Raw genomic sequence first — 24,517 nt, forward strand, 5'->3', positions numbered from 1 at the left:
CGTAGGGGCACAGCAATGCTCATACGTGTCAACTTAACGTAAAAGTTAGTCTAGAACCAGCTTTTAGAGATTGTCTCGTTAAGAGTGTCTCTGACTGGGAATGCCTATGGGAGGCTCCGCCTCAAGAAAGAGCGGCAGAGCCGCAATGAGCAACATTTCCAGCCTCTGGCTGGAAACGAGGTTTTAAAAGGGTTTTGGCTTAAGTTGACACCAATGAGCTTTTTCTGTGCCCCTACCGCATGGTCTATTTAAGACGAAAATATCTGTAAGAATAAGTTGCACATCGCGTGTACTAACCATAAAAAGACTCTATTTTATTGAAGATTTGATGAACTTCATCTGGAAGACTGACAACTTTGAGACTAAATTTGGTATTTTTCTAATTAAATTGTTGAGCAAAAAGGTAAAAATATTACAAAACTACATCCGTAGAAAAATAGGTAATTCGTTTTATATTTTTGTCTCCAAGCTGGGTAATCTAAAAGTAAGTGCGATCGCTACTGAAAATATTTGTAAGTAACTGGGAAACTATGAGAATTTTGGTGACGGGCGGTGCTGGGTTTATTGGTTCCCATCTCATCGACCGATTAATGAGCGATGGGCATGAATTAATATGCTTGGATAATTTTTACACCGGTCATAAACGCAACGTCCTTAAATGGTTGGGTCATCCGTACTTTGAACTGATCCGCCACGATATTACCGAACCAATTCGGTTAGAAGTGGATCAAATTTATCATTTAGCTTGTCCGGCTTCTCCGGTACATTACCAGTACAACCCAGTGAAAACCGTTAAAACTAACGTGATGGGAACGCTGAATATGTTAGGACTGGCTAAACGGGTGAAAGCGAGGTTTTTCTTGGCTTCAACTAGTGAAGTATACGGAGATCCAGAAGTTCATCCGCAACCTGAAGAGTATAGGGGTAGCGTCAATCCCATTGGGATACGTTCATGCTACGACGAAGGTAAAAGAATTGCTGAGACTCTAGCATTTGATTACTACAGGCAAAATAAAGTTGATATTCGAGTTGCTCGGATCTTTAACACTTACGGGCCGAGAATGTTAGAAAACGATGGTCGTGTGGTGAGCAACTTTATAGTTCAAGCCTTGCGGGGTAATCCTTTAACTGTATACGGTGATGGTTCGCAAACTCGTAGTTTCTGCTACGTTTCCGATTTGGTGGAAGGATTCATCCGCCTAATGAATGGGGAGTACATTGGCCCAGTAAACCTGGGTAATCCTGGTGAATACACGATTTTACAATTGGCAGAAGCTGTGCAAAACATGATCAACCCGGACGCGCAGATTAAGTTTGAGCCACTACCCTCGGACGATCCCCGACGTCGCCAGCCTGATATTACAAAGGCAAAAACTTGGTTAAATTGGGAACCAACCATTCCTCTGCAAGAGGGGTTAAAACTGACAATAGAAGATTTTAGCGATCGCATGCAAAGCGATGTGAATAATTTAACCGCCTAAGGTGCGCCTAACGTCGCTCTGAATTTTCATGCAGGCTCACCCTATGGGTAGCTAGTATGCTTAGTGGCTGAGTTTACTGCCAATGTGTAAGTGTTAAATTGAGAACTTCTTTTTGAAGACTAACCCAAAAAAAGCGAGGAGCTAAAAAATGCGTGTTTGCGTGATTGGTACTGGTTACGTTGGTTTAGTTACAGGTGCTTGCTTGGCTCATATTGGGCATGATGTAATTTGCGTAGACAACAACGAAGAAAAAGTTAAGTTAATGAAGTCTGGGCAGTCGCCAATTTTTGAGCCGGGACTCTCAGAAATTATGCAGTCTGCCATTCAAACAGAGAAGATTCATTTTACTAGTGATATCGCCGCCGGAGTTACCCACGGGGAAATTCTGTTTATTGCTGTGGGAACACCACCTTTACCCACTGGTGAAAGTGATACTCGTTACGTCGAAGCTGTAGCCCGTGGGATTGGAGAAAATCTCAACGGTGGTTATAAAGTGATCGTGAATAAATCCACAGTGCCCATTGGCTCAGGTGACTGGGTGCGGATGCTTGTTCTAGATGGTATTGCTGAACGGCACAAAACACTAGTACCCGCAGGTGGGGTATCGAGTGATGAGAAATTACTTCAGGTTGCAGCCGAGTTTGATGTCGTCAGCAATCCAGAGTTTTTGCGCGAAGGTTCAGCAGTTCACGACACCTTCAACCCCGATCGCATTGTACTAGGAGGCAATAGTCAAAGGGCAGTAGCCTTAATGCAACAACTGTATGCCCCAATTGTGGAACGCAAGTACGCTGAGGATCAATCTTTACCTCCTGTGCCAATTTTGGCAACAGACCTGAGTTCGGCGGAGATGATCAAATACGCCGCTAATGCCTTTTTAGCCACTAAGATTAGTTTTATTAACGAAGTTGCTAATATTTGCGATCGCGTCGGTGCTGATGTCACCCAAGTAGCCAAAGGTATCGGTCTAGATTCCCGCATTGGTAACAAGTTTTTACAAGCTGGTATTGGTTGGGGTGGTTCCTGCTTCCCCAAAGATGTCTCCGCTCTGATTCACACTGCTGATGACTATGGTTATGAAGCCCAATTACTGAAAGCTGCTGTCAGTGTCAACGAGCGCCAGAGGTTGATTGCTTTGGAGAAACTCCAAAAAGTTCTGAAAATTCTCAAAGGCAAAACAGTCGGACTACTCGGACTGACATTTAAGCCAGATACCGACGACTTGCGCGACGCTCCAGCACTCATCTTAATTGAGCAGCTAAACCGATTGGGAGCCAAAGTCAAAGCCTACGACCCGATTATTTCCCAAACAGGTATGCGTCATGGGCTTTCCGGTGTGTTAGTAGAAACCGATGCCGAAAGACTTGCTGACGGCTGCGATGCTTTAGTACTCGTCACCGAATGGCAGCAGTTCAGCACTCTTGACTATGTGAAGATGGCAAAATTGATGGCGCACCCCGTTATTATCGACGGTCGTAACTTCCTCGACCCCGAAACACTTATCCGGGCTGGATTCCAATATGTAGGTGTGGGAAGATAGATAGTTAGGAGTTAGGAGTGATAAATAAAAGTTAATACAACCCATAATCAATAACTCCTAACTCCCTTCAAAACCTAAAAATTTAAAATACCGCCTAGAATCTTCTAGGCGGTATTTAATTTGTTTAATTTACTTGGCGTTTTTGCGTAATTTCATGTCAAGCGCTATGTGGAATACGTTCAATTTCAGCATATCCACTGAAAATAAGTTTTTGACCTTCAGTTTCTAATCGGTTTAGCCGCATTTTCACTCCATCCAGGTCAAAGCGATCCAAATCAACCATATTATCTAAAATTTCTACCAACGCCACGCTCAAGGTTTGCGAGATTTCCCGTTGGGCTTCTGGCAATTGGTCAAGTTGAATTTTCGGATCTTTGAAAGAAACCCGCCGCCGCCTTTCAATGCCTATAGTTAGGATCATGCTCAGGGGCACGAGTTCGCCATTGTTTAAATCAGCTTTTGCTACAAGCTGTAAGCGATTTTCAGGTAATAGCTGTACCTGAACTTCGGTAAATGAGACTGGTTCACCCCCAGATAATGCTGTCAGGGATGGTACGGTGAGGTTAAGCAGGCGCTTTTTCACCAGTTCCGCATTAAAGGCTTGGTTGATGCCTGCTTCTGATAGAATTACCTGTGCGATCGCTTGAGTGGATTGCTTGAGATTGAGTTTGCCACTTAAAACTGAGCCGAAGTCAATAGCCACCGCATCGGTTTCAAAAGACATCTCCTCTACTGCGAAATCTTTCCGAATCACCAAGCCACGACCGCTCATTTTGAAGCTATCAATGCTGCCTTGCAAGAGCTTGCTGGAGGGGTGGCAGCGCACAAAGACTTCTACTGACTCGCTTTGGGTAAACATATGGCGAATCGTTTGGCTGGCGACCGTGTTGAGCATCCGCTCTCCCCAATCTGTGCCTTTAGGATCTTGTAAACCAGTAAGTCCGCCGAACATGTGGTTTTGGGTCTCTAGAAGTTCTTTGTACTTTTGTAACAAATTGTCAAGAATAGAGCAAGCGATCCCCAGATTAATTGTGCTGATGGGTAGGTGTAGGATCGCTGATGGTTAAAAGTTTAATGTATCAGATGTTACTTTTGATCTGAGGAGTGGGAATAATTGAATTAAGTTATCGATAAGATTCTCACCAGTACTAAGTATGATACAGCTAAATATTCTAAAACGATGGTAAGCCACCCACTTAAAAGTGTCATAAATTGCTAACATTAAAGAGCGTTCAAAAATAGCGATCGCTCTAAATCAAACCCAAAAATCGGAGTGCGATCTTTGTAGCTTACCGTAGGTATCGCGCAATCTCCAAAGCTGAATTCTGATACTTGATTTGTATCTTAATTTGCTCATCAGCGATATGGACAACGGAGGTGGGGTAAGTTTAATATTTTACAGCTTCAATATAACTGGCAAAAGAGGCGAATTGCCTGCCAAATTTCTTCCATAACATTACCCAAGGCGTGGTCACTGTCGAGTTCGACTAATTCCACCCAAGGACGCGAACGCCCAAAGTCACGACTGGCTTCGATGGGGATCACTTGATCATTTTTTCCATGCAAAATCAGGGTGGGGATAGGACGTTGCAAAAGCTTTTCTTGGTATTGCGCGGCATCTGTAAGGAAATTGTAACTTAAAGGAAGCGATCGCTCCTCCCCATAGTGGTAGACCATGATATATTTTTCTTGCTGCCAACCCTGTATTTGCTCATTCCCTAGCTTGGGCAGCCAATTGGATAAAAAACCAAAAGCTGGCGCTAGCAAAACTAAGCGTTGCACTTGTAAATATTGCTGTCCCAAGTGAGCAGCAGTCAAACCGCCCAAGCTTGAGCCAATGAGTGTTACTGGTGTAGAATCATTGCTGAATTGGGCGGCAACTTGAGTTAGCTGACGAGTGATTGTCAACTGGGAAAAATCACCAGCATTCAAGTCGGGAATTTTTACCTTTGTCTGAATTTGGGTAAAGCGATCGCTTATATCCCGCGCTTTGGCAGATTTAGGGCTGGAAGCAAAGCCGTGAAGATATATGTAGTGCAAGGCTCTAGATAGTTAGGAGTTAGGAGTTAGGAGTAGCTCTTTCAAGGTGATATGTTATACTGTTTGACTTTAATTATGATACAAATACCTTGGTAGGGGCACGGCAATGTTCCCTACGAGAAATCTATATGTATCAGGGTTTTAATAAAATGGTATTAGAGGTTGAATTTCATATTCGTTTAAACAAAATCTTCACTTGTTTATGAGAATTTTGAAAATTCCGAGTTCAAAGGCTCAAGTTCCGAGTTCAAAGGCTCAAGTTCCGAGTTCAGAGGTGTAATGAATACGAAACTTACCTTCACAGAGCTAGAGTTTGGAGTTTGAAGTTATAAGTTTCTTTCTTAAACTCACAACTCATAACTCCTAACTCCTAACTTTTATTACCGCATTGTGACAAATTCCTCTGCGGCTGAAGGATGGATACCCACAGTGGCGTCAAAGTCTTTTTTGGTTGCGCCCATTTTAACTGCGATCGCTATACCTTGAATGATCTCAGCTGCATTTTCACCTACCATGTGAGCGCCTAGCACTTTATCAGTGTTGCTATCAACTACCAATTTCATCATTATTTTCTCTTGCTTACCAGTCAAACTATGGTACATGGGGCGAAAGCGAGTGTGAAAAATTTTTACGGCATCACCAATTTTTTCCCGTGCTTCGACTTCTGTCCAGCCGACTGTAGCGGCTTCTGGGTTAGAAAATATGGCTGTGGGTACAGTTTGGTGACTGAATTCGCGGCGGTTATTTCCGAATTCACTATCGGCAAAGGCGCGACCTTCGCCAATGGCCACGGGAGTTAAATTGATTCGGTCAGTGACATCGCCAACAGCAAAAATATGCGGTTGACTAGTTTGACTATATTCATTGACTGCGATCGCACTTGTGGTAGGATATCCAAGCCCTTCGATAGAACTAGCGACAACATCAACCCCAGCGTTTTTTAAACCTAGTCCATCTACATTGGGAGTTCGACCGGTCGCAACTAAAAACACGTCGGCAATTATTGGTTTTTGGTCGTCCCCGGATAAAGTCAGTTTCAACCCTTCTGGCAGACTTTCAACTACTTTTACCACATTATTCTTAATCAGTCGAATTCCGTGGTTCGTCATCCCCTCTTCAATTTCTATGCGAATGTCATCATCAAACCCGTTCAAAATCTTTTGACCTCTGGTAATTTGTGTCACCTCAGAACCCAAACCGCGCATAATACAGGCAAATTCTGTGCCAATATAACCAGCACCAATAATAACAATGTGTTTTGGTTGTTCTTTTAGATGAAAAATTTCGTTAGAGGTAATGCCATATTCCATCCCTGATAGATCTGGCTTTACAGGACGCCCACCAACAGCAATTAAAATTTTGTCTGCTGTAACTTTGCGTCCATCAACTTCTACAGTGTGGGGGTCTACCAATGTGGCGCGACTAGGAATTAGTTCCACACCCGCTTTTTCTAAAAAGCTGATGTGTAGTTGCGACAGTCGCCGAACTTCCTTATCTATAGATGTAATGAAATGTTCCCAGTCCAACTCCACATTACCCACTTTCCAGCCATAGCCTGCGGCGTCACTGAATAGTGCCGGAAAGTGAGAACCATAGACCATGAGTTTTTTGGGAACGCAACCGCGAATTACACAAGTGCCACCAACTAAATCATATTCAGCGATCGCCACTTTTGCCCCATAGCTAGCCGCCCGTTTGGAAGCCGCTAAACCTCCAGAACCCGCACCAATTACAAACAGGTCGTAATCAAAAGTCATAAATTTATCTTCTCTTTAGCAACAAGTTAGTTCCTGGGAACTTACACAGAAAACGTGATTGAACTATATAAGGATATCTGGTGAACGCTGTGTAAGTCCTGTCCTTGATTTAATCTACCGTTAGCAGATGTTCTCTGGTCGTAGGGAATATCACTTTTTGCTTTGCTGGCTGTAGAGGCAGTACTTAACTGTTATAATTCTGCCTCTGGCATGGGGTATAAATTTACGTTTATGTGGTTGGTTTTTGCGGTATAGGTTCTACAGGAATTATTGGTATTGACTACCAGGCGAACTTCTCGGACTTTACACAGCGCGATCGCGAAGACCAATTTCATCGGCTATTCTAAGGGACAAGGTAAAAGAAGATTTAGCCTCAATCGAGTGATGGCGAAACTGTCTCATACTTCTCAAACAGCTATTGCTATTACTTTTTTGGTAATGAATCTTTCTACTCACCTGTCACGGGTTTTTTCTGCCTTTTTATGTCTATTTTTCAAAAATAGACCTTTTTTAGAGATTGGCATAATTGAGCGTTATGATTTTGCAAGCTATAGGCAACAAAAACTTATCTTTGACCTTGCTTAAATAACTAGTCAACCCAAAAGAATTGCTTTTTTATGACTTTTTCAGCAACCCCTAATTAGAGGTAGGTTGGGTGGAGCGGAGCGCAACCCAACAGATATCAGGATGTTGGGTTACGCAAAGCCTCCAACGCCACTTGCTACAACGGGGGGAACCCGCGCAACGCAGTGGCTCCCCAACCTACAATTTTTTTGCAACTACGTATATTTCAAAAATCAAATATGAGTCTTATATCATGTCTGCATAATTAGTTATGATTCCCACAGTCATTGTATCCCACACGCCAGATATGAATAATTACGTCATGAACATTCGTGAGAGTTTAAGAAAAAATCACTTTTGTCAACTAGGAATTATACGGAAAATTTACTAAGATTGTGAGTATTCAATTAATCTCTCACTCCTAACTCATAACTATAAATAGGAAATCCAATCACTCCAGCTACCAGCATAAAGTTTACCCTTGTCAATGCCAGCTAATTCTAAAGAAAGTAAATTCACACAAGCAGTAACGCCAGAACCGCAATATACCAGAATTTCTGCGGCTGTTTCTAGCTTCTCCCACCGACGGCGTTGTTCATTTTGAGGAAGTAGATAGCCGGAAGAGTCTGTAACTTCTTGCCAGGGATAGTTGACTGCACCGGGAATATGACCAGCAATTTTATCAATTGGCTCTCGTTCACCTCGGTAGCGATCGCTCTCTCTTGAATCTACCAATACTACCTCCTGGCTATCTTTGCGACTTTTCACCTCTGTAATATCTACCAGCTTTTCTGTTTGTACTTGAGCTACAAACGTACCCATCCGGGCGTGAGGAATAACATTTGTAACAGAATACCCAGCTTTTTGCCATCCTGCAAAGCCTCCATCCAATACTGCTACTTGCTCATGTCCGAGATAGCGCAACAGCCACCACAGACGAGCCGCAAACCCAAAGCGCGAATCATCGTAAGCTACAACCAGAGTTTTTTGGTAATTTACCCCAATCGCCGCAAATTTATTCGCTATATCATTGGGATTAGGTAAAGGATGTCTCCCGCCATGCTTACCCACTGGACTGGAAAGATCCTGATTCAAATCTAAGTAATATGACCCCTCTATATGACTTGTCTGGTACTGTTGTTGTCCTAGTTGTGGATCGGCTAGAGAAAAGCGACAATCGACAATAACGACTTGCGGATCTTCTAGATGTTCAAACAGCCAAGCTGGCGAAACAACAAATTGAGGACTTGTACTGAGCGTTGCCGAAGTATTGGGCATGGGGCATGGGGCATTGGTCATTATTTAGTTTTATAAAATGTCAGACTTAGAGAATTTTACACCTAAGTTAACAGCAGATGGCTCTTTCACCTTTGTCTCTCAAGAGTTTGGTGAATCCTTTCACAGCCATTATGGAGCTAAACAGGAGAGTTTTTTCAAGTTTGTAGAACCTACTCAACTAGCTACAGCCGCTCAAAAACCAGTCTTGCGGCTGTTGGATATTTGTTATGGTCTAGGATATAACACAGCTGCTGCTTTGCAGACAATTTGGGCAGTGAATCCTAGTTGTTGTGTAGAAGTAATCGGTTTAGAACTGAATCCATCTGTGCCACAAGCTGCGATCGCTCATAACTTGTTCGACAATTGGAACTGTAACTATATTGAAATTCTGAAAGAGTTAGCTTTTGAGCATCAAGTCCAAACACCTTACCTGAAAGCGAAGCTACTAATTGGCGATGCTAGAACTACAATTAGCTTAGTACATCAGTCGGATTTCTGGGCAGATGTAATTTTCCTCGATCCCTTTTCACCACCTCAATGTCCTCAATTATGGACTGTTGAATTTATTAAACAATTGTCATTGTGTTTACATCCAGATGGTTTACTAGCCACCTATTCTTGTGCTGCTGCTGTACGCACAGCACTTTTGTCTGCTGGCTTGATCATCGGTTCTACTCCACCCGTGGGAAGGCGATCGCCTGGTACTGTGGCAGCCCATTCTAAAAGTGCTGAGTTGAAAAACTACTCAGCACTCCCTACCCTCTCGCCAGCTGAAAAAGAACACTTGCTAACCCGTGCTGCTATTCCCTATCGCGATCCTCAATTAAGCGATCCAACCGAAGTCATTGTGATGCGGCGACAACAAGAGCAACAAACCTCTTGCCTGGAACCTACTTCTGGTTGGCGAAAAAAGTGGTTATTAGGAACACAACGCAGGGATTTTATGGAAACTAGTTTGTAGTTAGATTGAGATGTCTACGACCGGCTAACCTATGCAACTACAAACTATTTCCCAGTCCTTAATTTCAGAAAAGTTAGACATTTTTTTGCCAAAAATTCTGATTTATTTTCCAGATACTCAGACAACAAGTTTTTACAAGCCAAATAGCTTAATTATGGGTTATTCTTTAGGCTCATCTCAAGAAAACCTTATGCTTAAAGATAGGCAAGCCTAAAGTCTTGTTGGATAAAAGCTGATGTTAATTGCGGTGATGATTCATTGGGATCTAGAACACTATAAGTCAAAGGTTCTAAAGTGAATGGATTTGATTTAGATCCGCCGAGGGTTTTAGTAGTTGACGATCATCCTGCCAGTCGCATGACTGCTGTTTCCCTCTTGGGAATAGAAGGATACGAAGTGATTGAGGCGGACAGGGGTTCAATTGTTGTCGAATTGGTAACTCAAAAACAACCAGATTTAATTTTGCTGGATGTGATGATGCCAGGAATAGATGGGTTTGAAGTGTGCCAATTACTCAAACAGGATGAGCAGACTAGGCTAATCCCAGTGATTTTTATTACGGCCTTAAATGACAAGCGATCGCGCATTCGCGGAATTGAAGTTGGGGCTGATGATTTTCTCAGCAAACCTTTTGATCGTGTGGAACTGGCGGCACGCGTAAAATCCTTGGTGCGGCAGAAGCGTCTGAACGAAGATTTAGACCATGCCGAACAAGTACTATTTTCCATTGCTATGTCTATTGAAAGTCGCGATTCCAACACAGGTAATCATTGTGAACGGCTGGTAAAACAGGGACAAGTTTTTGGTGAATACCTCAACCTTTCACGCTACCAAATTCGAGATTTGCGGTGGGGTGGTTATCTCCACGATATCGGCAAGGTGGGTATTCCCGATGCAGTACTGCTGAAAAAAGGCAAACTCACCCCCGAAGATTGGCAGATCATGCAGCAGCACGTTTTAATTGGAGAAAAAATCTGCCGGCCACTACGCAGTATGCGGGGTGTAATTCCTATTATTCGCCACCACCACGAACGCTGGGATGGTTCAGGCTACCCTGATCGACTCAAGGAGAATAATATTCCCTACCTAGCGCAAGTATTTCAGTTAATCGATATTTATGATGCTCTGACCAGCGAACGACCTTACAAAAGAGCTCTTACTTCCGCAGAAGCACTGTCAATCATGCAAAAAGAAACTGATTCCGGTTGGCGTAATCCCAAACTAATGCAGCAGTTTACAGAGTTTATCCGCTCCTGTCAGGAAAAAGACAGGGAGTAGGCTTGCCGTGAGCGTAGTCGAATGGGAGTAGGGAGTAATGAACGCTTGGCTTGGTGGAGACCACAAACCTTTGTTCTCTAGTACATCATCTGTATCAATTTAATTACAGCTATTTTCAGGTAAATAGACCACGCGGTAGGGGCGCAGAAAAAGCTCATTGGTGTCAACATAAGCCAAAACCCTTTTAAAACCTCGTTTCCAGCCAGAGGCTGGAAATGTTGCTCATTGCGGCTCTGCCGCTCTTTCTTGAGGCGGAGCCTCCCATAGGCATTCCCAGTCAGAGACTCTTAACGAGACAATCTCTCGTAGCTTGCTTCTTTACAGGAGTACGCGCTGCGTCTGGCAGAGAAGAATCATTGAGTTTGCGTAAGTCCGATAATTTTATATTGCGTAACATATAGCGATGTCTACGATGATCACTGAGCCCTTCGACAAGCTCAGGGTAACACTTGCCGTTCGCGGAGCGTCTCGTAGAAGAAGTGCGGGCTATTCGGCGTCGCTCGTTTGTATGCAATACACTTTGACCTCACTTCCATTCCTCTCTCCTAAAAGGAGAGAGGCTTTGAATATTACTCCCCAACGCTACAAGGGTTGGGGCTGTTCTTGTTAGGTCTGTATTGCACTCAACTCAGAAGCGCTATAGTTTGATTTATTCTTGCCCACTTACTTACTTACTTATTTACTTACTTACTCACAGTTTTAACTAGAGCAATCTTATTTGATTAGTGAAGATTGAAAGCTTTAGATCCCCGACTTGTTAGAGAAGTCGGGGATCTTGTTGTTCATAAATGATTAAAGGAATGCTATATACCAGACAAGTCTCAACCATTCCTTTGATGAACTCAAAGCTAAAGCTAAACAAGTAACCATTTTCCCTAAAGTTTTGGCAGATAAATATGCCGTTGTAATTTGCATTGAAGACAAGAATTTAACTCTATTCTATTATTTTAAAAACTAAAAATCAGAAACCTGGCTTTAAAAAATACCAGTAAATATACTTATAAAAATCTGCGAAAAACTTGAAAAAACTCAGTGGTGCAACAGTAAAACAAAACTTATATGTCTTTTTTGTTTCTTAGCTAGGACTTAAGTAGGAGAATTTCACCAAATCGCAGCTAATTGTCAGGAAAGTGAGATATTTGTACTGAGGTATTTATAAAAACTTATTTAATAAAATCTTTTGCATATATATACTTGTCGTAAAGAACTATTAAGAAATTCTGATTAAAGAATATTGCAATACCTTGATTTAATTGCTAACGTGTGTATTACAACGATGCTGATGAGCGCTTGGATCTAGGAGAAATAAAATCTATGAGCTACGTGTATTCAGCCAAGTGTGTTAGGCTTTGACAGATTAAAAACGAGAAATGTCTGCCTCGTATAGACAATTATGAGGGATTGCAGATTAACCAAAAAGTATCTCGTTGATAAAGGCTTAGTTTTAGTTTGATTTTAATTGCGATTAATTATTTGTCTTACCTTGTGCCGATAAGCGAGTAGGTGTTGATTATGTGTGTCAGCAATAACTAAGAGTTTGGTAAGACTATAGATTTTGGAGGATAAAACCAATGGATATTCAAGGCAAAGTAGCCCTCATTACAGGGGCTTCCCGTGGTATAGGACGAGCGATCGCCCTCGAACTAGCGCAACAAGGCATCAAGCGACTAATATTGATAGCACGCGATCGCCAAAAGTTACTCGAGGTAGCCAAGGAAATCGAGGCAATGGGCACAGAAACTGCGATCGTGGCATTAGATTTGACGCAGACAATTGAAGTGAATATTGCTGTTGCCCAACTGTGGCGCAACTACGGACAGATTCACCTGCTGATTAATTGTGCGGGAGTCGCATACCAGAGCTCGTTTTTGCAATCTAAAATGCCTCAAGTTCAAGAAGAACTCTCTGTGAACTTGTTAGGAATGTACAACCTTACTAGTCTGATCGCTCGACGCATGGCCAGCCAAAGACAAGGGACAATTGTCAATGTGTCGAGCCTGATGGGGAAAGTTGCTGCACCGACGATGGCGACTTACTCAGCTACCAAGTTTGCAATTTTGGGATTTACCCAAGCCTTGCGGCGCGAACTAGCTGAACATAATATTCGGGTGATCGCATTACTGCCTTCCCTTACAGACACAGACATGATGCGCGACTTAAAATTATTTCGCTGGGTGATCCCCATGACTCCCCAGGAAGTGGCTAAAGCACTCGTCACCGGAATGCAAAATGATTCAGCAGAAATTTTAGTCGGATGGCAAAGTCATTTAGCCGTGTTGTGTCAACGCTTTGCTCCCTGCTTGCTAGAGCTAATTTTAAAAATAGCAGCTCCGCCATCACCAACAAAACAGCCGAGTCAAAAACTGAACAAGCTGATCCCGAAACTAAGTTTTTTCACGAGAATCCATCGTTTTGGCGATATGTTCTTGTCAAGAACATGATTTCTGGTGTGTCTGCACATAAGTCCTAAATTTTTTGACGCGATCGCCTACCGGGGAGCAAAATTTCTACCAGAGTTGCGATCGCGCCATAATGACGCATTTGCCTATTTATCTACCTAAAGTGAAATTAAACCAAGCTTTACTTGCTGCATCCACAGAGCGTAAACAAACTTTATCAAAAAGTAGAACACAAAGATGCGAATATCTGGGTAGACTTGCCTGAGTTCGCATCTTTGTGAAAATCACCAAATTAAAAATTTTATGGCTCAGGGTATTTATTCTATATATACTGAGCCAACTGCTATTAGATACTCAGGTAAATTTTATATAGATACAACTTATTTCGGAGCAACCAAAAATGCTTTCCTTCCCTACAACTCTCACTCCTTTGCCCGAAATCATTGATGGCTTACCGAATATTTCTGGTTGGGAAACAGAGGTTCTCTCTGTAGTTAACCACGATCAACCAGTATTTTTACCAACAACAAATATCCGCTTAGAAGACGTAAATGCTGTGTTTGTGATCGCCTTACACATGCACCAGCCAACTATACCTGCTGGAAATGGTGGTACATTGATCAGCAATCTGCAATATATGTTTGAACATCCCAATGAGGGGGATAATCACAATGCAGATGCTTTTGCTTATTGTTACAGCCGCATGGCAGACTTGATCCCCGAACTTGTAAATCAAGGTTGCAATCCCCGTGTGATGTTGGATTACTCAGGTAATCTTTTGTGGGGATTGCGACAAATGGGACGCGGTGATGTTCTCGATAATCTCAAACGCATCACTTGCGATCGCACATACCAACCTTATGTAGAGTGGCTGGGTACAATGTGGAGCCATGCAGTTATTCCTTCCACACCCATAGCAGATATTAAATTGCAGATCATTGCATGGCAACATCACTTTGCAGCAATTTTTGGCTGGGAAGCACTAGCGCGAGTCAAAGGATTTTCGCCGCCAGAAATGCACCTCCCAAATCACCCTGATGCTCTCTTTGAATTTGTGAAAGCGCTGAAAGAATGTGGATATCGCTGGCTACTGGTTCAAGAGCATTCTGTAGAAACAATTAACGGTCAATCTCTTACCCATAAACATTTACCACATCGTCTGATTGCTCGTAATTCCCAAGGCGAAACAATTAGCATTACAGCCTTAATTAAAACTCAAGGTTCAGATACTAAATTAGTCGCACAAATGCAGCCTTATTATGAAGCCAAAACCTTATCTAAACAACAAATTGGCAGTGTATTTGTGCCACCAATAGTTAGCCAAATTGGAGATGGTGAAAATGGTGGTGTGATGATGAATGAATTTCCTAGCGCTTTTAAACAAGCTTGGTGGGATATGGTGAATAACGGGGGAGGAAAATCAGGTGTTGTGGGGATATGTGGTACAGAATATTTAGAATTAATCGAAGCTGCTGGATGCAAACCTGAAGATTATCCAACTTGTCAGCCAGTGGGACAACATCAGATTTGGGAGCGAATTTCAGCAGACAATAGCCAACCGGAAGCTGTAGAGAATGCGATTCAAGAATTAAAGCAAATCAACTCTAATTTTCACATGGATGGAGCCTCATGGACAAATCATATCAGTTGGGTGAAAGGATATGAAAATGTGTTGTCTCCCATGTATCAACTAAGCAGTTTATTCCATCAAAAAGTTGATCCATTACAGCAAGTTGACTCAGCAGAACCTATCACTAGACAATTTCAATACCGTAACGTTTTTCTACATAACCTTTTGCTGCAAACCAGTTGTTTTCGTTATTGGGGACAAGGTGCTTGGACTGACTATGCGCGCGAAATTTATCAACGTGGCGAAAATTTATTGCCGCTAAATTAAACTGGGAACTAAGAACTATGGAGTTAATTTTGTAGAAAATGCTCCCAAAATTTTTCATGCAGTTTTTGTGTCGTCATCTCATGTCCAGGTAATTAGTTGTGATTTCCATAGTCATTGCACCCCACCCCTTAATCCCCTCCCCGCCGGCGGGGAGGGGAGACAAAACGCAGTTTTGGCGGGGTGGGGTTCTTCGGGTTTAATAAGTAATCAAGCGAATATCAGATGAGACGGAAAATAAAAAATCAGGTGAATTGAGATTTAGTTCAAGTAAGTGGGAAATCTAAGTGTAGGTTGCAGGGTGCTGCCATCCAAATTGGATTAGCACACTGATATTGAAACTTACAATGGGGTAACTGTGTTTCGAGTTGTTGTTGGTCATAGTGACGATCCTGATTCCCAAAATGCGATCGCTGAAATTCTTCAAGAATGTAGCTGTTCGCTAGCAGGGTCAATTCCTCAGGCTGGACTTTTATTCACTGCTATAGACTTTGACCATGCGTTAATTTTGCAAAGCATCCAGGATGCTTTCCCCGGAATTGAGTTGATTGGTGGAACTACAAATGGAGAAATGTCCTCAATTCTGGAGTTTCAGCAAGATTCTCTAACCTTAATGCTGTTTGCTACCGATGAAGTGGAAATTCGGGCAGGTATTGGACGAGAAGCATCCAAAAATCCAGCCCTTGCAGCCCAAGAAGCGATCGCCCAAGCAAAGGCAAAGAGTGCATCATTACCACAATTGTGTATCACCTTTCCCGATAGTCTAACGAGCAATGGGGTCTTGATTTTAGAGGGTTTAAAACAAAGCTTGGGAGAGCATATTCCGCTCATTGGGGGAATGGCTGCCGATGACTTTACCTTTGACAAAACCTACCAATTCTTCCAAGGTGAAGTCTTAAGCGATTCAGTTCCAGTCCTACTGTTCTCTGGAAAACTACTATTTTCTCACGGAGTTGCCAGTGGTTGGACTCCCATCAGCCAACGTAGGCGTGTAACTAAAGTAAATGGCAACGTAGTGTATGAAATTGATGGACAGCGTGCCTTAGATTTCTATCGGCACTATCTTGGTGAAGAAAGTTTTGCGTCCAACTATGCCATCCATGCCCTGGCAGTTTTTGAGGATCAAGATCATTTCTATTTGCGGGCACCCAATGGCTACGATGAACAGTTTGGTAGTGTGACCTTCTTCTCAGATATTCCTGAACAGGCAGTTGTGCAAATCATTGATGCAACTCGTGACAATATTCTGTCAGCTTCTGAGACATCCTTGAAAAATGCTCTAGCTGATTATCCTGGTGTGGAACCAACAGCAGCATTACTTATTTCCTGTGCAGCCCGACGGCGAATTCTGGGAACTCTTGCTAAAAAGGAGTATCAGCTTGTCAAAACTCATTTACCAAAGGCATTACCTTGTTGTGGTTTCTATGCTTATGGTGAAATTGCTCCTTTAGTGAGCGGAGGTCAAACACAATTTCATAATCAAACGTTTGTCACACTGCTAATGGGGAGAAAATAAGTGGTTTATGGATAACCAAGATGATTCCATACAAATCCAAGAATTGGAAAAGACAAACCGGATCTTGCAAAAAAAGCTGAAACGCTGCGAAACTGAACGCTGTCAGCTAGAAACTGACATTGAAACAAAGGAGTTTTTACTCAAGAAAGTCATTTGTGAGTTAGAAAACTCTCGGACAAACTTGCAGCACAGAAGCCAAGAGTTAGAAAATACATTAGATAGGTTGCATAATATGCAAGCTCAAATGATTCAAAGCGAAAAGATGTCTGCTCTGGGTCAAATGGTGGCTGGTATTGCTCACGAAATCAACAATCCTGTTAGCTTTATTTACGGAAATCTCAGCTATATTAGCCAATACACCCATGACTTATTACGATTAGTCGAGCTTTATCACCTTTACTTTCCCAACCCACCTGGTGAAATTCAAATCGAACGCAAAACCATCGATTTAGAGTTTATAGAAAAAGACGCGATTATGGTATTGCACTCAATGAATATCGGGACAGAGCGTATTCGGGATATTGTGCTTTCACTGCGTAACTTCTCCCGTCTAGATGAAAGTGAGATCAAAGCGGTGGATCTTCATGAAGGCATTGACAATACTTTGATGATTTTGCAGCACCGCCTCAAAGCCACTGACAAAAGTCCAGAAATTCAGGTCATCAGAAACTATGGCAATTTATCCAATCTAGAATGTTACCCTGGACAGATCAACCAAGTATTTATGAACATTCTAGTAAATGCGCTGGATGCGCTCGAAGAATTCAATGCCAAACGAACTTATCAAGAAATCCAGCTTAATCCCAGTCGCATCATGATTCGTACTTCTGTCGTTGATTCACAATGGGTAAAAATTGCTATTACTGACAATGGTTCTGGAATTCCCGAATCGATTCAAAAACAGATATTCAATCCCTTCTTTACAACAAAACCTATCGGTAAGGGAACAGGAATGGGAATGGCTATCAGCTATCAAATCATTATTGAAAAACATGGCGGCAAGTTAAATTTTTTTTCGACACCTGGAAAAGGAACGGAGTTTGTGGTTCAAATTCCTATCCAGCAGCAAGTTTATCAAGTAATCTAACGTAACATAATGATGGGTATTCAAAAATTTGTTCATAATTTAGAATAAATCAAACTAAAGGCAATAAAATTTCAAATTCAGTGCCTACACCTAGCTGGGAACGTAAATTTAATTTACCACCATGTCTGGCTGTGATAATTCGATAACTTACGGCTAAACTAGTATTTTTACCAGTCTTTGTTTCAAAAGAAAAAGACTCCCTAATTTGCTGTTGTAACTCCTCAGACATTCCAAGGCTATTATCAGCAATGCGAATTAAGATCAAGCGAGAATCTGGTGTATCTGGGTTGCTTGCTTCTTGCGAAATAACTTCTGTGGTAATCTCAATTCGGGGTTTTTGAAGAGTCTTAGTATCTTCTAGATGCAACTGCTGTCGCACGGCTTCATTGAGTAAAGTATCCACAGCTTCGCTTAAAATATTCATCAAAACCTGATTTAACTGCCCCATAAAACAATAGACTGGCGGCAATTGACCGTAGTATTTGACAATTTCAATTTCTCCTTGAAGACGACTATTAATTAATAAAATAATACTATCTATGCAGGCGTGTAAATCTACTGGTTTGGGATAAAGTTCGTCGATGTGACAGAAGTTTTGTAAGCTGGTGACAAGTTTTTTTAATCTTTCCGCTCCTGTGCGGATACTAGCAAGCGATCGCGACAAATCTTGTTCTAAAAAATCAAATTCAATCTCTTCTTTAACCTGATTAATTGCCTGGGAAGCTGATGGTAACTCTTGATCATAAGCCGCGATCAGCTTGAGTAAATCTTGGCTGTAGGTTGAGACATAAATTATATTACCCCAAATAAAACCTACTGGGTCTAAAATTTCGTGCGCTATGCCGTCTACCAAACGTCCCAGATTTGCCATTTTATCATTTTGAATCATTTGGGCTTGGCTGCGTTCATAGCGCACCAAATTGTCGATTCCGCGAATTTGCCAAGAAATAATATTTAATTCTTGGACATCTAACAATCTATAAGCACCAGATTCTGTTTGTACTACAATTGGTTCTGCTAATAATTCTGGCGATCGCTTTAAGCTAAGTTGCATCGCAGTTAAAATCGATGTTGAATCAGCAAGCAGCAACATCGGTATCCGCGCATAGCTGTAGAGAACGGTTAATGATTGCTGAACAAATAACTCTTGTCCATAGGGGCGAATCAAAAATTCTAGCAGTCGCCGCCGCGAAATCATCCCAATGAACTTTCCCTGTTCTACCAAAATTACTCCTGGTAGCAGGGGGTATTTTCCCAAAAAATGAGCCACTTCCATACCAGTGCGGTTGATTTCCACTGGGAAGTTGTACATTGGTAGTTCTTGGAGGGTTGACTCTACATCAAGATCGCGATCGCTACCAACAGACAAAAATGGGGGTGAAATTTGGTAACTGAATTCTTCTGGCACAAGACACCCTGATTTTTACAAATATTAGGTAAACAATAAGTTAATATTTTGCATTTTGTCACCCTCTAAATCCGGTTTCGATTTAGGTATCTAGCACGACTAACCCTTTCAAGGTGAAAATCCTTTTAATCTCTTGCAAGCAACTGGCGTGCGATTTTTTATCTGGGTGGAGAATATAAAGAAGTGCGATCGCAAGCTAGACTAAAAACAACCTTTACAAAGAGTGCAAAGGTAGCGTTATGACTTCTACAACCGAACCATCCACTGCCCTTACTCCTTTCCCCGATCATACCTAGCTTCCAGACTCTGATGGCACGTTTGTGTTCGCGGAGCGGCTTGTCGTTAGACATCGCTCGGCGTTGAACCAGAAGTCTAATATTTTTCTATGAATTACGAATTAAATCTGTGGCTTAATTTGTTTAGACACAAAATTTACTGCTACCAGGGTAATTACGATGACAAATAGACCTCCTTCCGAACCAGAGTCATCCCCAAGAACTGCCCTTGGCTTTGATGAATTTATAGCCATTCTGGTTGCCTTCGCCACTATCGGAGCGATTCTTTTTTGGTCATTGTCTCGCAGAGATTCTAGCTGGAACTTAAACGGGCTGCTGTTGCCTGACTCCACCCCCTCTTCTAGTGTTCAACCAAAGCAAGTATTGCCCTCCTCTGGTCTAAAGGTAGAACCAAATATAGTCCCCAACAACGTCTTGCCCGATTCTGGACCTGCGGCTGTTTTTGAACCCAAGACACCTTCATTGCCAACTAAAAGCGCAACTCCTGACCGCGCAGTCTTGCGATCTGCTCAGGTAATTCCAACTCAATCCCCCCAACCACAGACACCTGTATCCTCTTCAATAGGACTTGAGTCATCAATTGCATCATTAGCGTTGCCTTTAGTAACTCCGGCAAAACCAAAATCAATCATTCCGCCGCCAATTGCATTTAACGATGTACCCAATAACTTCTGGGGTCGGCCTTTTATAGACGTTCTTTCTTCCCGTGGTATTCTCAAAGGGTTTCCTGATTATTCTTTTAGACCAAATCAGCCTGTAAACCGCGCCGAATTTGCTGTTCTACTGCAAAAAGCCTTTGACCAAGAACCGTCTAAGACTGCGATCGCATTTCAAGATGTACCAGCAAAATTCTGGGCAACTCCAGCAATTGACCAAGCCATTAGTAGCGGATTTCTCAAAGGCTACCCGAAAAAAAGCTTCAAACCACAACAAAATATTTCGCGGGTGCAAGTTTTAGTTGCCCTTGTTAGTGGGTTCAATTTTAAAGCAGCCACTTCCCCAAATCAGATTTTAAGTGTTTATAAAGATGCTAAAAATATTCCAACCTATGCTATTAAGAAAATAGCCACTGCTACAGCTAATGGTCTGGTAGTTAACTATCCAAATCCACAAATTCTTGCTCCTAACAAAGTAGCTAGTCGGGCTGAAGTAGCGGCGATGATTCATCAAGCTTTAGTAAAACGCGGCAAGTTGCCCTTAATCGCATCTCAAAACATTGTGCTTCGGCATAGCCCCAAGCAGGTTTTACCCTGAGCCCATCGACAAGCTCAGGGTAACACCTGCGCCGTACCACTTCGTGGAAGCAAGCTACGTGGAGCGTCTCGTAGAGAAGGGCATCGCCCAAAATATCTCCAAAACCGAACTCAAAGGAGAAATTGTCCGCCAGAGGTTCCTCTCAATGAACTTCGTAGGGAATTTTAAGAGAAGTCTGATCGCTGACTTCGGGCGATCAGACTTCGGTGATTGGGAATTAGAGCCTAGTCTTACACAGGAGCAAGCTACGCCTAGGGCGATGCCCTGAGCTTGTCGAAGGGTCTTATAGAGAAGCGATAATTAGATATTAAGCTTCTGGAATTTCTTGCCCGACAACTTGTGATTTAAGAACGGTGATTTCACCAGTTAACTCTTTCCTGGTTGAGGCTTTGAGTAAATAGCGGTAAATAAACCAAGCAGAATAACCAATACCAATCAACTCAAAAGTAGGTGCTACCAAGGGTATATCATTCAAAGCATCTAATATTGCAAAGAGTACTTTAACCCCAACAATTGATCCCAGAATTAAACCAACTGTTACCAGGGGTTGCTTATATTGATTAAAGAAGCTTCCCACATATTCTGGCAATGTTGCTAAAAAGGTAGAAATTTGCTCCCCGTATTTTAGCCATTCGTCTTGAGACTGCGCGGGAGGCTGGAGTTTGGTGATCGTACCCGTTTGGTTGTTGATCTCTGCCACTTTAGTCTCGTTGGATGCGGTTTCGGTAAATTCTTGTTCTGGCATTTTAACTCCCATAAATTTGACAGTTGAGTTTTTCTAATCTGGATAATTACAACCAAAAGGCTGTTGATTAGGTAATGCAAAAGTGCATCACTACAATTGTGTGAAGGGCACAAAAGGGTTTTAGTGTCCTATAATCATAACTTTCCCGTAATATCTACTGCATCAACTACAAGGTAGAAATTGACAAATAGCTGTTTGTCGAAAGTATTGGTAGCCGACTTTTTAGCCAGGGTAACTCCTGCCTTAAAAACCGAGATGACCTTTATATAAGCCTAAAAGCCGTTATCTGATATTAAAGCTATCTTAAGCCGCGTTGGTCAATTAACGCATTGCTATTGATATTAATACGTAATACGAATTTTTGTGTATTCACATCGACTAGACTTTTAACATCTTTTATGATATGTCTGCTTGGGATGAAGAAGAAATAAATTCAAAATTGTTCGTGCAGCACGTCGGTCAGTACCCAACTCTTGGAGACGCTACGCGTAGCTTGCTTCCACGTTCGCGCAGCGTCCCGTAGGGAAGTGGTACGGCAAGCTCAGGGCAGGCAAAGTCAGTACAAGTGCCCAATGCCCAGCGAATATCAAAGCTTTTGTTTTTTTCCTGATTGTATTAATTTTATCAGGAAGCAGTAAGGTAGAGTAGTGGCATAGCTGATGGCAAGAACTCTTTGTTATCAACTGTATATTCAGAAAAGTGGTGTGGTAATCGGAAGACTGTCTAAGACAGCTCTTTAGGGACGTAGATTAAATAAAATGGAATTCATCCTGTCTCTAGCTTCCCTCTCTTTTATAAGCAGAGGGATTGAAGGTGAGGTAAGCCAGGGACATAAATTGGATGTTATTTAATTCTTATTCCTTAGTACAGAAAATTATTCATTGCTGCTGAAAAAAGTGAATTCTATTCGTTCTAAGTAATTTTACTTAGAAAAATTGCGATCAAAACCACTCATACTATATAAGGTTATACTAATTATCTAGTAAGCAATTATTTGCTCTTGCTATAAAAGAAGATAATCTAGATGTTAATCGCCAATTGAAGTATTTGCACAAGCTAGACTGATTTGGTGATTTTTGCGGGAAGGCAAAGAGGTTTGAGAAATGCCAACTCCAAAGCCAACCCCTATCGACAACAGTTCAGAAAGCAAAAAAGTGCCAGCCGAAGAGCCATCGACAGACGAACTCCCGACTATAGAATTTCCCTCACGAGGGAAACTCAAAGCCAGTTCTTGGCGCATCCATCAAAAAATTGGCTATGGGTACTTTGTAGCGATCGGAATTGGCTTTTTTGGCTCACTGACTGGGCTAGTAATCGCCAACTACTACCGGGGAAAGGAAGTTAGGCAATTCAATCAAGCCTATGAACAAGGACAACTACTGAGTAATTATAAAGATGCAGTAGTCGGGGCACAATTACATAGCTCTAACTTAGTTGCTGTATTGGAAAATTCACAACAGCTAAAAAGCAAAAAAGCCGATTTTCTGAAGAATGTTGAAAAAGCTAAACAATTAGAGTCAAAAATTGCCGGATTTATTGACAGTAAACCTAAAAGACTAGCAGCAACAACTTCGACTTTACAGACGTTATTGCTAGATTACAAGACTAATTTAAAAGCTTACGTTGACCAAATCGAGGTCGTCTTACAGAAAATCGACTCCCAACAAGTGCAGCCTCAGCAAATTTCTTCTGCCCGATCGCAGTTATTGACAATTATGGCTGGTGAAACAGCCATGCGGCTAGACCAGCTTTCGCAAAACTTGACTAACATCCTGCAAACGGCTGAAGATCAAGAGCAAGAAAGGCAAAAAGCCGTTTATGAAGCAAAAATAGTTGAGCGATTTATTGTGATCATGAGTATGCTGCTTTCGGTAGCGATCGCAGCCATTGTAGCTTGGCGAACCAGTCGGGCGATCGCTGAACCAGTGATTATTGTCACCCAAGTAGCAGAGCAAGTTGCCAGAAAATCTAATTTCGATTTGCGGGCGCCCGTCACCACTGAAGATGAAATTGGCCTACTCGCCAAATCTCTAAATCATCTGATTGAGCGAGTATCTGAGCGAACAAAAGAACTACAACAAGCGAAAGAATTAGCCGAAGCTGCTAGCAAGGCAAAAAGCGTATTTCTGGCGAATGTCAGCCACGAATTACGCACACCATTAAATGCTGTGATTGGCTTGAGTCAACTTCTAGAAGACGACGCCACCGATCTTGGTTTATCGGCAGACTTCATCACAGATTTAGAAACAATTAACGCTGCTGGTAAGCATCTACTGCACTTGATTAACGAAATCCTCGACTTGTCAAAAATTGAAGCCGGGAAAATGACCCTCTATCCAGAGATATTCGAGATTGCAACGCTGATTCATAACGTCGTCCTCACAGTCAAACCAGCTATAGAAAAAAATGCCAATGTTTTAGAAGTGGATTTTGATCAGCAACTTGGCATCATGTACGCCGATCAAACTAGGATGCGGCAGGTATTATTAAACTTACTCAGCAACGCCAGTAAATTTACTACAAACGGTAAGGTGACGCTGACAGTCAACCTAGAAAAGGATGAATTCCGACCAGAGGCACCTTTGGGCATGATTACTTTTACCGTTACCGACACAGGTATAGGTATGTCTCACCGTCAACAGCAGCAGTTATTTCAACCTTTTACACAAGGAGATACCTCCACTACGAAAAAGTATGGAGGTACGGGACTGGGGTTGGCAATTAGCCGCCACTTTTGCCAGATGATGGGTGGTGAGATTATTGTCAAAAGTCAGCCGGGCGTCGGGTCTACTTTCACTATTCGTCTGCCAATGACTGTACAGGATTGAATGGGGCATTGGGCATTGGGCATTGGGCATTGGGAAAATACTTTCTTTCTTCATCCCCTCGTCTCCCTTGTCTGGCTTACCTCCTTTGTCTCCCTTGTCTGGCTTGTCTCCTTTGTCTCCCTTGTCTCCCTCGTCCCTGGAGTTTAGACTAAGCCATGCAAAATGACCCAGCAGGGCTGAGTTAATTAGAG

Annotated in this window: 16 protein-coding genes and 2 pseudogenes; 12 read left to right on the plus strand and 6 right to left on the minus strand. The window is 42.2% G+C overall.

All coding sequences use genetic code 11. From position 1 onward, the window contains the following. The first annotated feature begins 530 nt into the window (after window positions 1–530). Both HWQ38_RS09470 and HWQ38_RS09475 read left to right on the plus strand, forming a co-directional pair. Window positions 531–1,481 carry a UDP-glucuronic acid decarboxylase family protein gene (locus HWQ38_RS09470; protein ID WP_292792617.1) on the plus strand — a complete coding sequence of 317 codons (951 nt, stop codon included), beginning with the start codon at window positions 531–533 and terminating at the stop codon, window positions 1,479–1,481. A gap of 148 nt (window positions 1,482–1,629) precedes the next feature. Beyond that, window positions 1,630–3,021 (plus strand): UDP-glucose/GDP-mannose dehydrogenase family protein, encoded by a 1,392-nt coding sequence (locus tag HWQ38_RS09475; RefSeq protein ID WP_292792589.1) that lies wholly within the window; start codon window positions 1,630–1,632, stop codon window positions 3,019–3,021. 157 nt (window positions 3,022–3,178) lie between these two features. Here HWQ38_RS09475 and HWQ38_RS09480 read toward each other — a convergent pair whose 3' ends face one another. The 3 genes from HWQ38_RS09480 to gor all read right to left on the minus strand — a co-directional run bounded on the left by HWQ38_RS09480 (window position 3,179) and on the right by gor (window position 6,818). Further along, the gene (locus HWQ38_RS09480) at window positions 3,179–3,973 is read right to left on the minus strand and encodes a DUF2993 domain-containing protein (protein WP_292792591.1); all 795 of its coding nucleotides are present in this window, start codon (window positions 3,971–3,973) and stop codon (window positions 3,179–3,181) included. Between the two features lie 452 nt (window positions 3,974–4,425). Continuing rightward, the gene (locus tag HWQ38_RS09485; protein WP_292792593.1) at window positions 4,426–5,061 is read right to left on the minus strand and encodes a YqiA/YcfP family alpha/beta fold hydrolase; all 636 of its coding nucleotides are present in this window, start codon (window positions 5,059–5,061) and stop codon (window positions 4,426–4,428) included. Between the two features lie 380 nt (window positions 5,062–5,441). After that, complete coding sequence (gene gor / locus HWQ38_RS09490; protein ID WP_292792595.1) at window positions 5,442–6,818, minus strand: glutathione-disulfide reductase; 1,377 nt, start codon at window positions 6,816–6,818, stop codon at window positions 5,442–5,444. Between the two features lie 348 nt (window positions 6,819–7,166). On the opposite strand from gor, the pseudogene HWQ38_RS09495 reads away from it, so the two are divergent. Beyond that, window positions 7,167–7,403 (plus strand): annotated as a pseudogene (locus HWQ38_RS09495) (transposase); the annotation flags it as partial. A 411-nt stretch (window positions 7,404–7,814) separates the two neighbouring features. Here HWQ38_RS09495 and HWQ38_RS09500 read toward each other — a convergent pair. Beyond that, on the minus strand, window positions 7,815–8,660 hold the full coding sequence (locus tag HWQ38_RS09500) for a sulfurtransferase (protein WP_292792619.1): 846 nt from the start codon (window positions 8,658–8,660) through the stop codon (window positions 7,815–7,817). A 37-nt stretch (window positions 8,661–8,697) separates the two neighbouring features. Here HWQ38_RS09500 and HWQ38_RS09505 point away from each other — a divergent pair, with 37 nt between their 5' ends. The 6 genes and pseudogenes from HWQ38_RS09505 (at window position 8,698) to HWQ38_RS09530 (ending at window position 17,795) form a co-directional block, all read left to right on the plus strand. Continuing rightward, window positions 8,698–9,621 carry an MnmC family methyltransferase gene (locus HWQ38_RS09505; protein WP_292792597.1) on the plus strand — a complete coding sequence of 308 codons (924 nt, stop codon included), beginning with the start codon at window positions 8,698–8,700 and terminating at the stop codon, window positions 9,619–9,621. Between the two features lie 154 nt (window positions 9,622–9,775). Then, window positions 9,776–10,899 (plus strand): annotated as a pseudogene (locus HWQ38_RS09510) (two-component system response regulator). 1,571 nt (window positions 10,900–12,470) lie between these two features. After that, window positions 12,471–13,340, plus strand: a complete 870-nt coding sequence (locus HWQ38_RS09515; RefSeq protein ID WP_292792599.1) for an SDR family NAD(P)-dependent oxidoreductase — start codon at window positions 12,471–12,473, stop codon at window positions 13,338–13,340. Between the two features lie 358 nt (window positions 13,341–13,698). Then, window positions 13,699–15,195 (plus strand): glycosyl hydrolase family 57, encoded by a 1,497-nt coding sequence (locus HWQ38_RS09520; RefSeq protein ID WP_292792601.1) that lies wholly within the window; start codon window positions 13,699–13,701, stop codon window positions 15,193–15,195. A 355-nt stretch (window positions 15,196–15,550) separates the two neighbouring features. Continuing rightward, entirely contained in the window at window positions 15,551–16,708 is a 1,158-nt protein-coding gene (locus HWQ38_RS09525; protein ID WP_292792603.1) for an FIST N-terminal domain-containing protein, read from the plus strand. 7 nt (window positions 16,709–16,715) lie between these two features. Next, the gene (locus tag HWQ38_RS09530; protein WP_292792605.1) at window positions 16,716–17,795 is read left to right on the plus strand and encodes an ATP-binding protein; all 1,080 of its coding nucleotides are present in this window, start codon (window positions 16,716–16,718) and stop codon (window positions 17,793–17,795) included. Between the two features lie 49 nt (window positions 17,796–17,844). Here HWQ38_RS09530 and HWQ38_RS09535 read toward each other — a convergent pair whose 3' ends face one another. Further along, the gene (locus HWQ38_RS09535) at window positions 17,845–19,203 is read right to left on the minus strand and encodes an ATP-binding protein (RefSeq protein WP_292792607.1); all 1,359 of its coding nucleotides are present in this window, start codon (window positions 19,201–19,203) and stop codon (window positions 17,845–17,847) included. Between the two features lie 455 nt (window positions 19,204–19,658). Between HWQ38_RS09535 and HWQ38_RS09540 the strand changes: the two genes are divergently transcribed. Both HWQ38_RS09540 and HWQ38_RS09545 read left to right on the plus strand, forming a co-directional pair. Continuing rightward, the gene (locus HWQ38_RS09540; protein WP_292792609.1) at window positions 19,659–20,753 is read left to right on the plus strand and encodes an S-layer homology domain-containing protein; all 1,095 of its coding nucleotides are present in this window, start codon (window positions 19,659–19,661) and stop codon (window positions 20,751–20,753) included. Between the two features lie 43 nt (window positions 20,754–20,796). Further along, on the plus strand, window positions 20,797–21,021 hold the full coding sequence (locus tag HWQ38_RS09545; RefSeq protein WP_292792611.1) for a hypothetical protein: 225 nt from the start codon (window positions 20,797–20,799) through the stop codon (window positions 21,019–21,021). A gap of 39 nt (window positions 21,022–21,060) precedes the next feature. On the opposite strand, the gene HWQ38_RS09550 is transcribed toward HWQ38_RS09545, so the two are convergent. After that, complete coding sequence (locus tag HWQ38_RS09550) at window positions 21,061–21,498, minus strand: CAAD domain-containing protein (RefSeq protein ID WP_292792613.1); 438 nt, start codon at window positions 21,496–21,498, stop codon at window positions 21,061–21,063. Window positions 21,499–22,601: 1,103 nt separating this feature from the next. On the opposite strand from HWQ38_RS09550, the gene HWQ38_RS09555 reads away from it, so the two are divergent. Further along, complete coding sequence (locus tag HWQ38_RS09555) at window positions 22,602–24,326, plus strand: ATP-binding protein (protein ID WP_292792615.1); 1,725 nt, start codon at window positions 22,602–22,604, stop codon at window positions 24,324–24,326. Window positions 24,327–24,517 lie beyond the last annotated feature (191 nt).

The organism is Nostoc sp. NMS7 (genome assembly GCF_017115085.1).
Classification (GTDB): domain Bacteria; phylum Cyanobacteriota; class Cyanobacteriia; order Cyanobacteriales; family Nostocaceae; genus Nostoc.

Excerpts from the sequence above, each read along its gene's own strand:
- HWQ38_RS09475 (WP_292792589.1), top strand. The coding sequence starts at position 1,630 with ATGCGTGTTTGCGTGATTGGTACTGGTTACGTTGGTTTAGTTACAGGT.
- HWQ38_RS09555 (WP_292792615.1), top strand. The coding sequence starts at position 22,602 with ATGCCAACTCCAAAGCCAACCCCTATCGACAACAGTTCAGAAAGCAAA.
- HWQ38_RS09505 (WP_292792597.1), top strand. The coding sequence starts at position 8,698 with ATGTCAGACTTAGAGAATTTTACACCTAAGTTAACAGCAGATGGCTCT.
- HWQ38_RS09520 (WP_292792601.1), top strand. The coding sequence starts at position 13,699 with ATGCTTTCCTTCCCTACAACTCTCACTCCTTTGCCCGAAATCATTGAT.
- HWQ38_RS09530 (WP_292792605.1), top strand. The coding sequence starts at position 16,716 with ATGGATAACCAAGATGATTCCATACAAATCCAAGAATTGGAAAAGACA.
- gor (WP_292792595.1), bottom strand. The coding sequence starts at position 6,818 with ATGACTTTTGATTACGACCTGTTTGTAATTGGTGCGGGTTCTGGAGGT.
- HWQ38_RS09470 (WP_292792617.1), top strand. The coding sequence starts at position 531 with ATGAGAATTTTGGTGACGGGCGGTGCTGGGTTTATTGGTTCCCATCTC.
- HWQ38_RS09540 (WP_292792609.1), top strand. The coding sequence starts at position 19,659 with ATGACAAATAGACCTCCTTCCGAACCAGAGTCATCCCCAAGAACTGCC.
- HWQ38_RS09480 (WP_292792591.1), bottom strand. The coding sequence starts at position 3,973 with ATGTTCGGCGGACTTACTGGTTTACAAGATCCTAAAGGCACAGATTGG.
- HWQ38_RS09515 (WP_292792599.1), top strand. The coding sequence starts at position 12,471 with ATGGATATTCAAGGCAAAGTAGCCCTCATTACAGGGGCTTCCCGTGGT.
- HWQ38_RS09550 (WP_292792613.1), bottom strand. The coding sequence starts at position 21,498 with ATGCCAGAACAAGAATTTACCGAAACCGCATCCAACGAGACTAAAGTG.
- HWQ38_RS09500 (WP_292792619.1), bottom strand. The coding sequence starts at position 8,660 with ATGCCCAATACTTCGGCAACGCTCAGTACAAGTCCTCAATTTGTTGTT.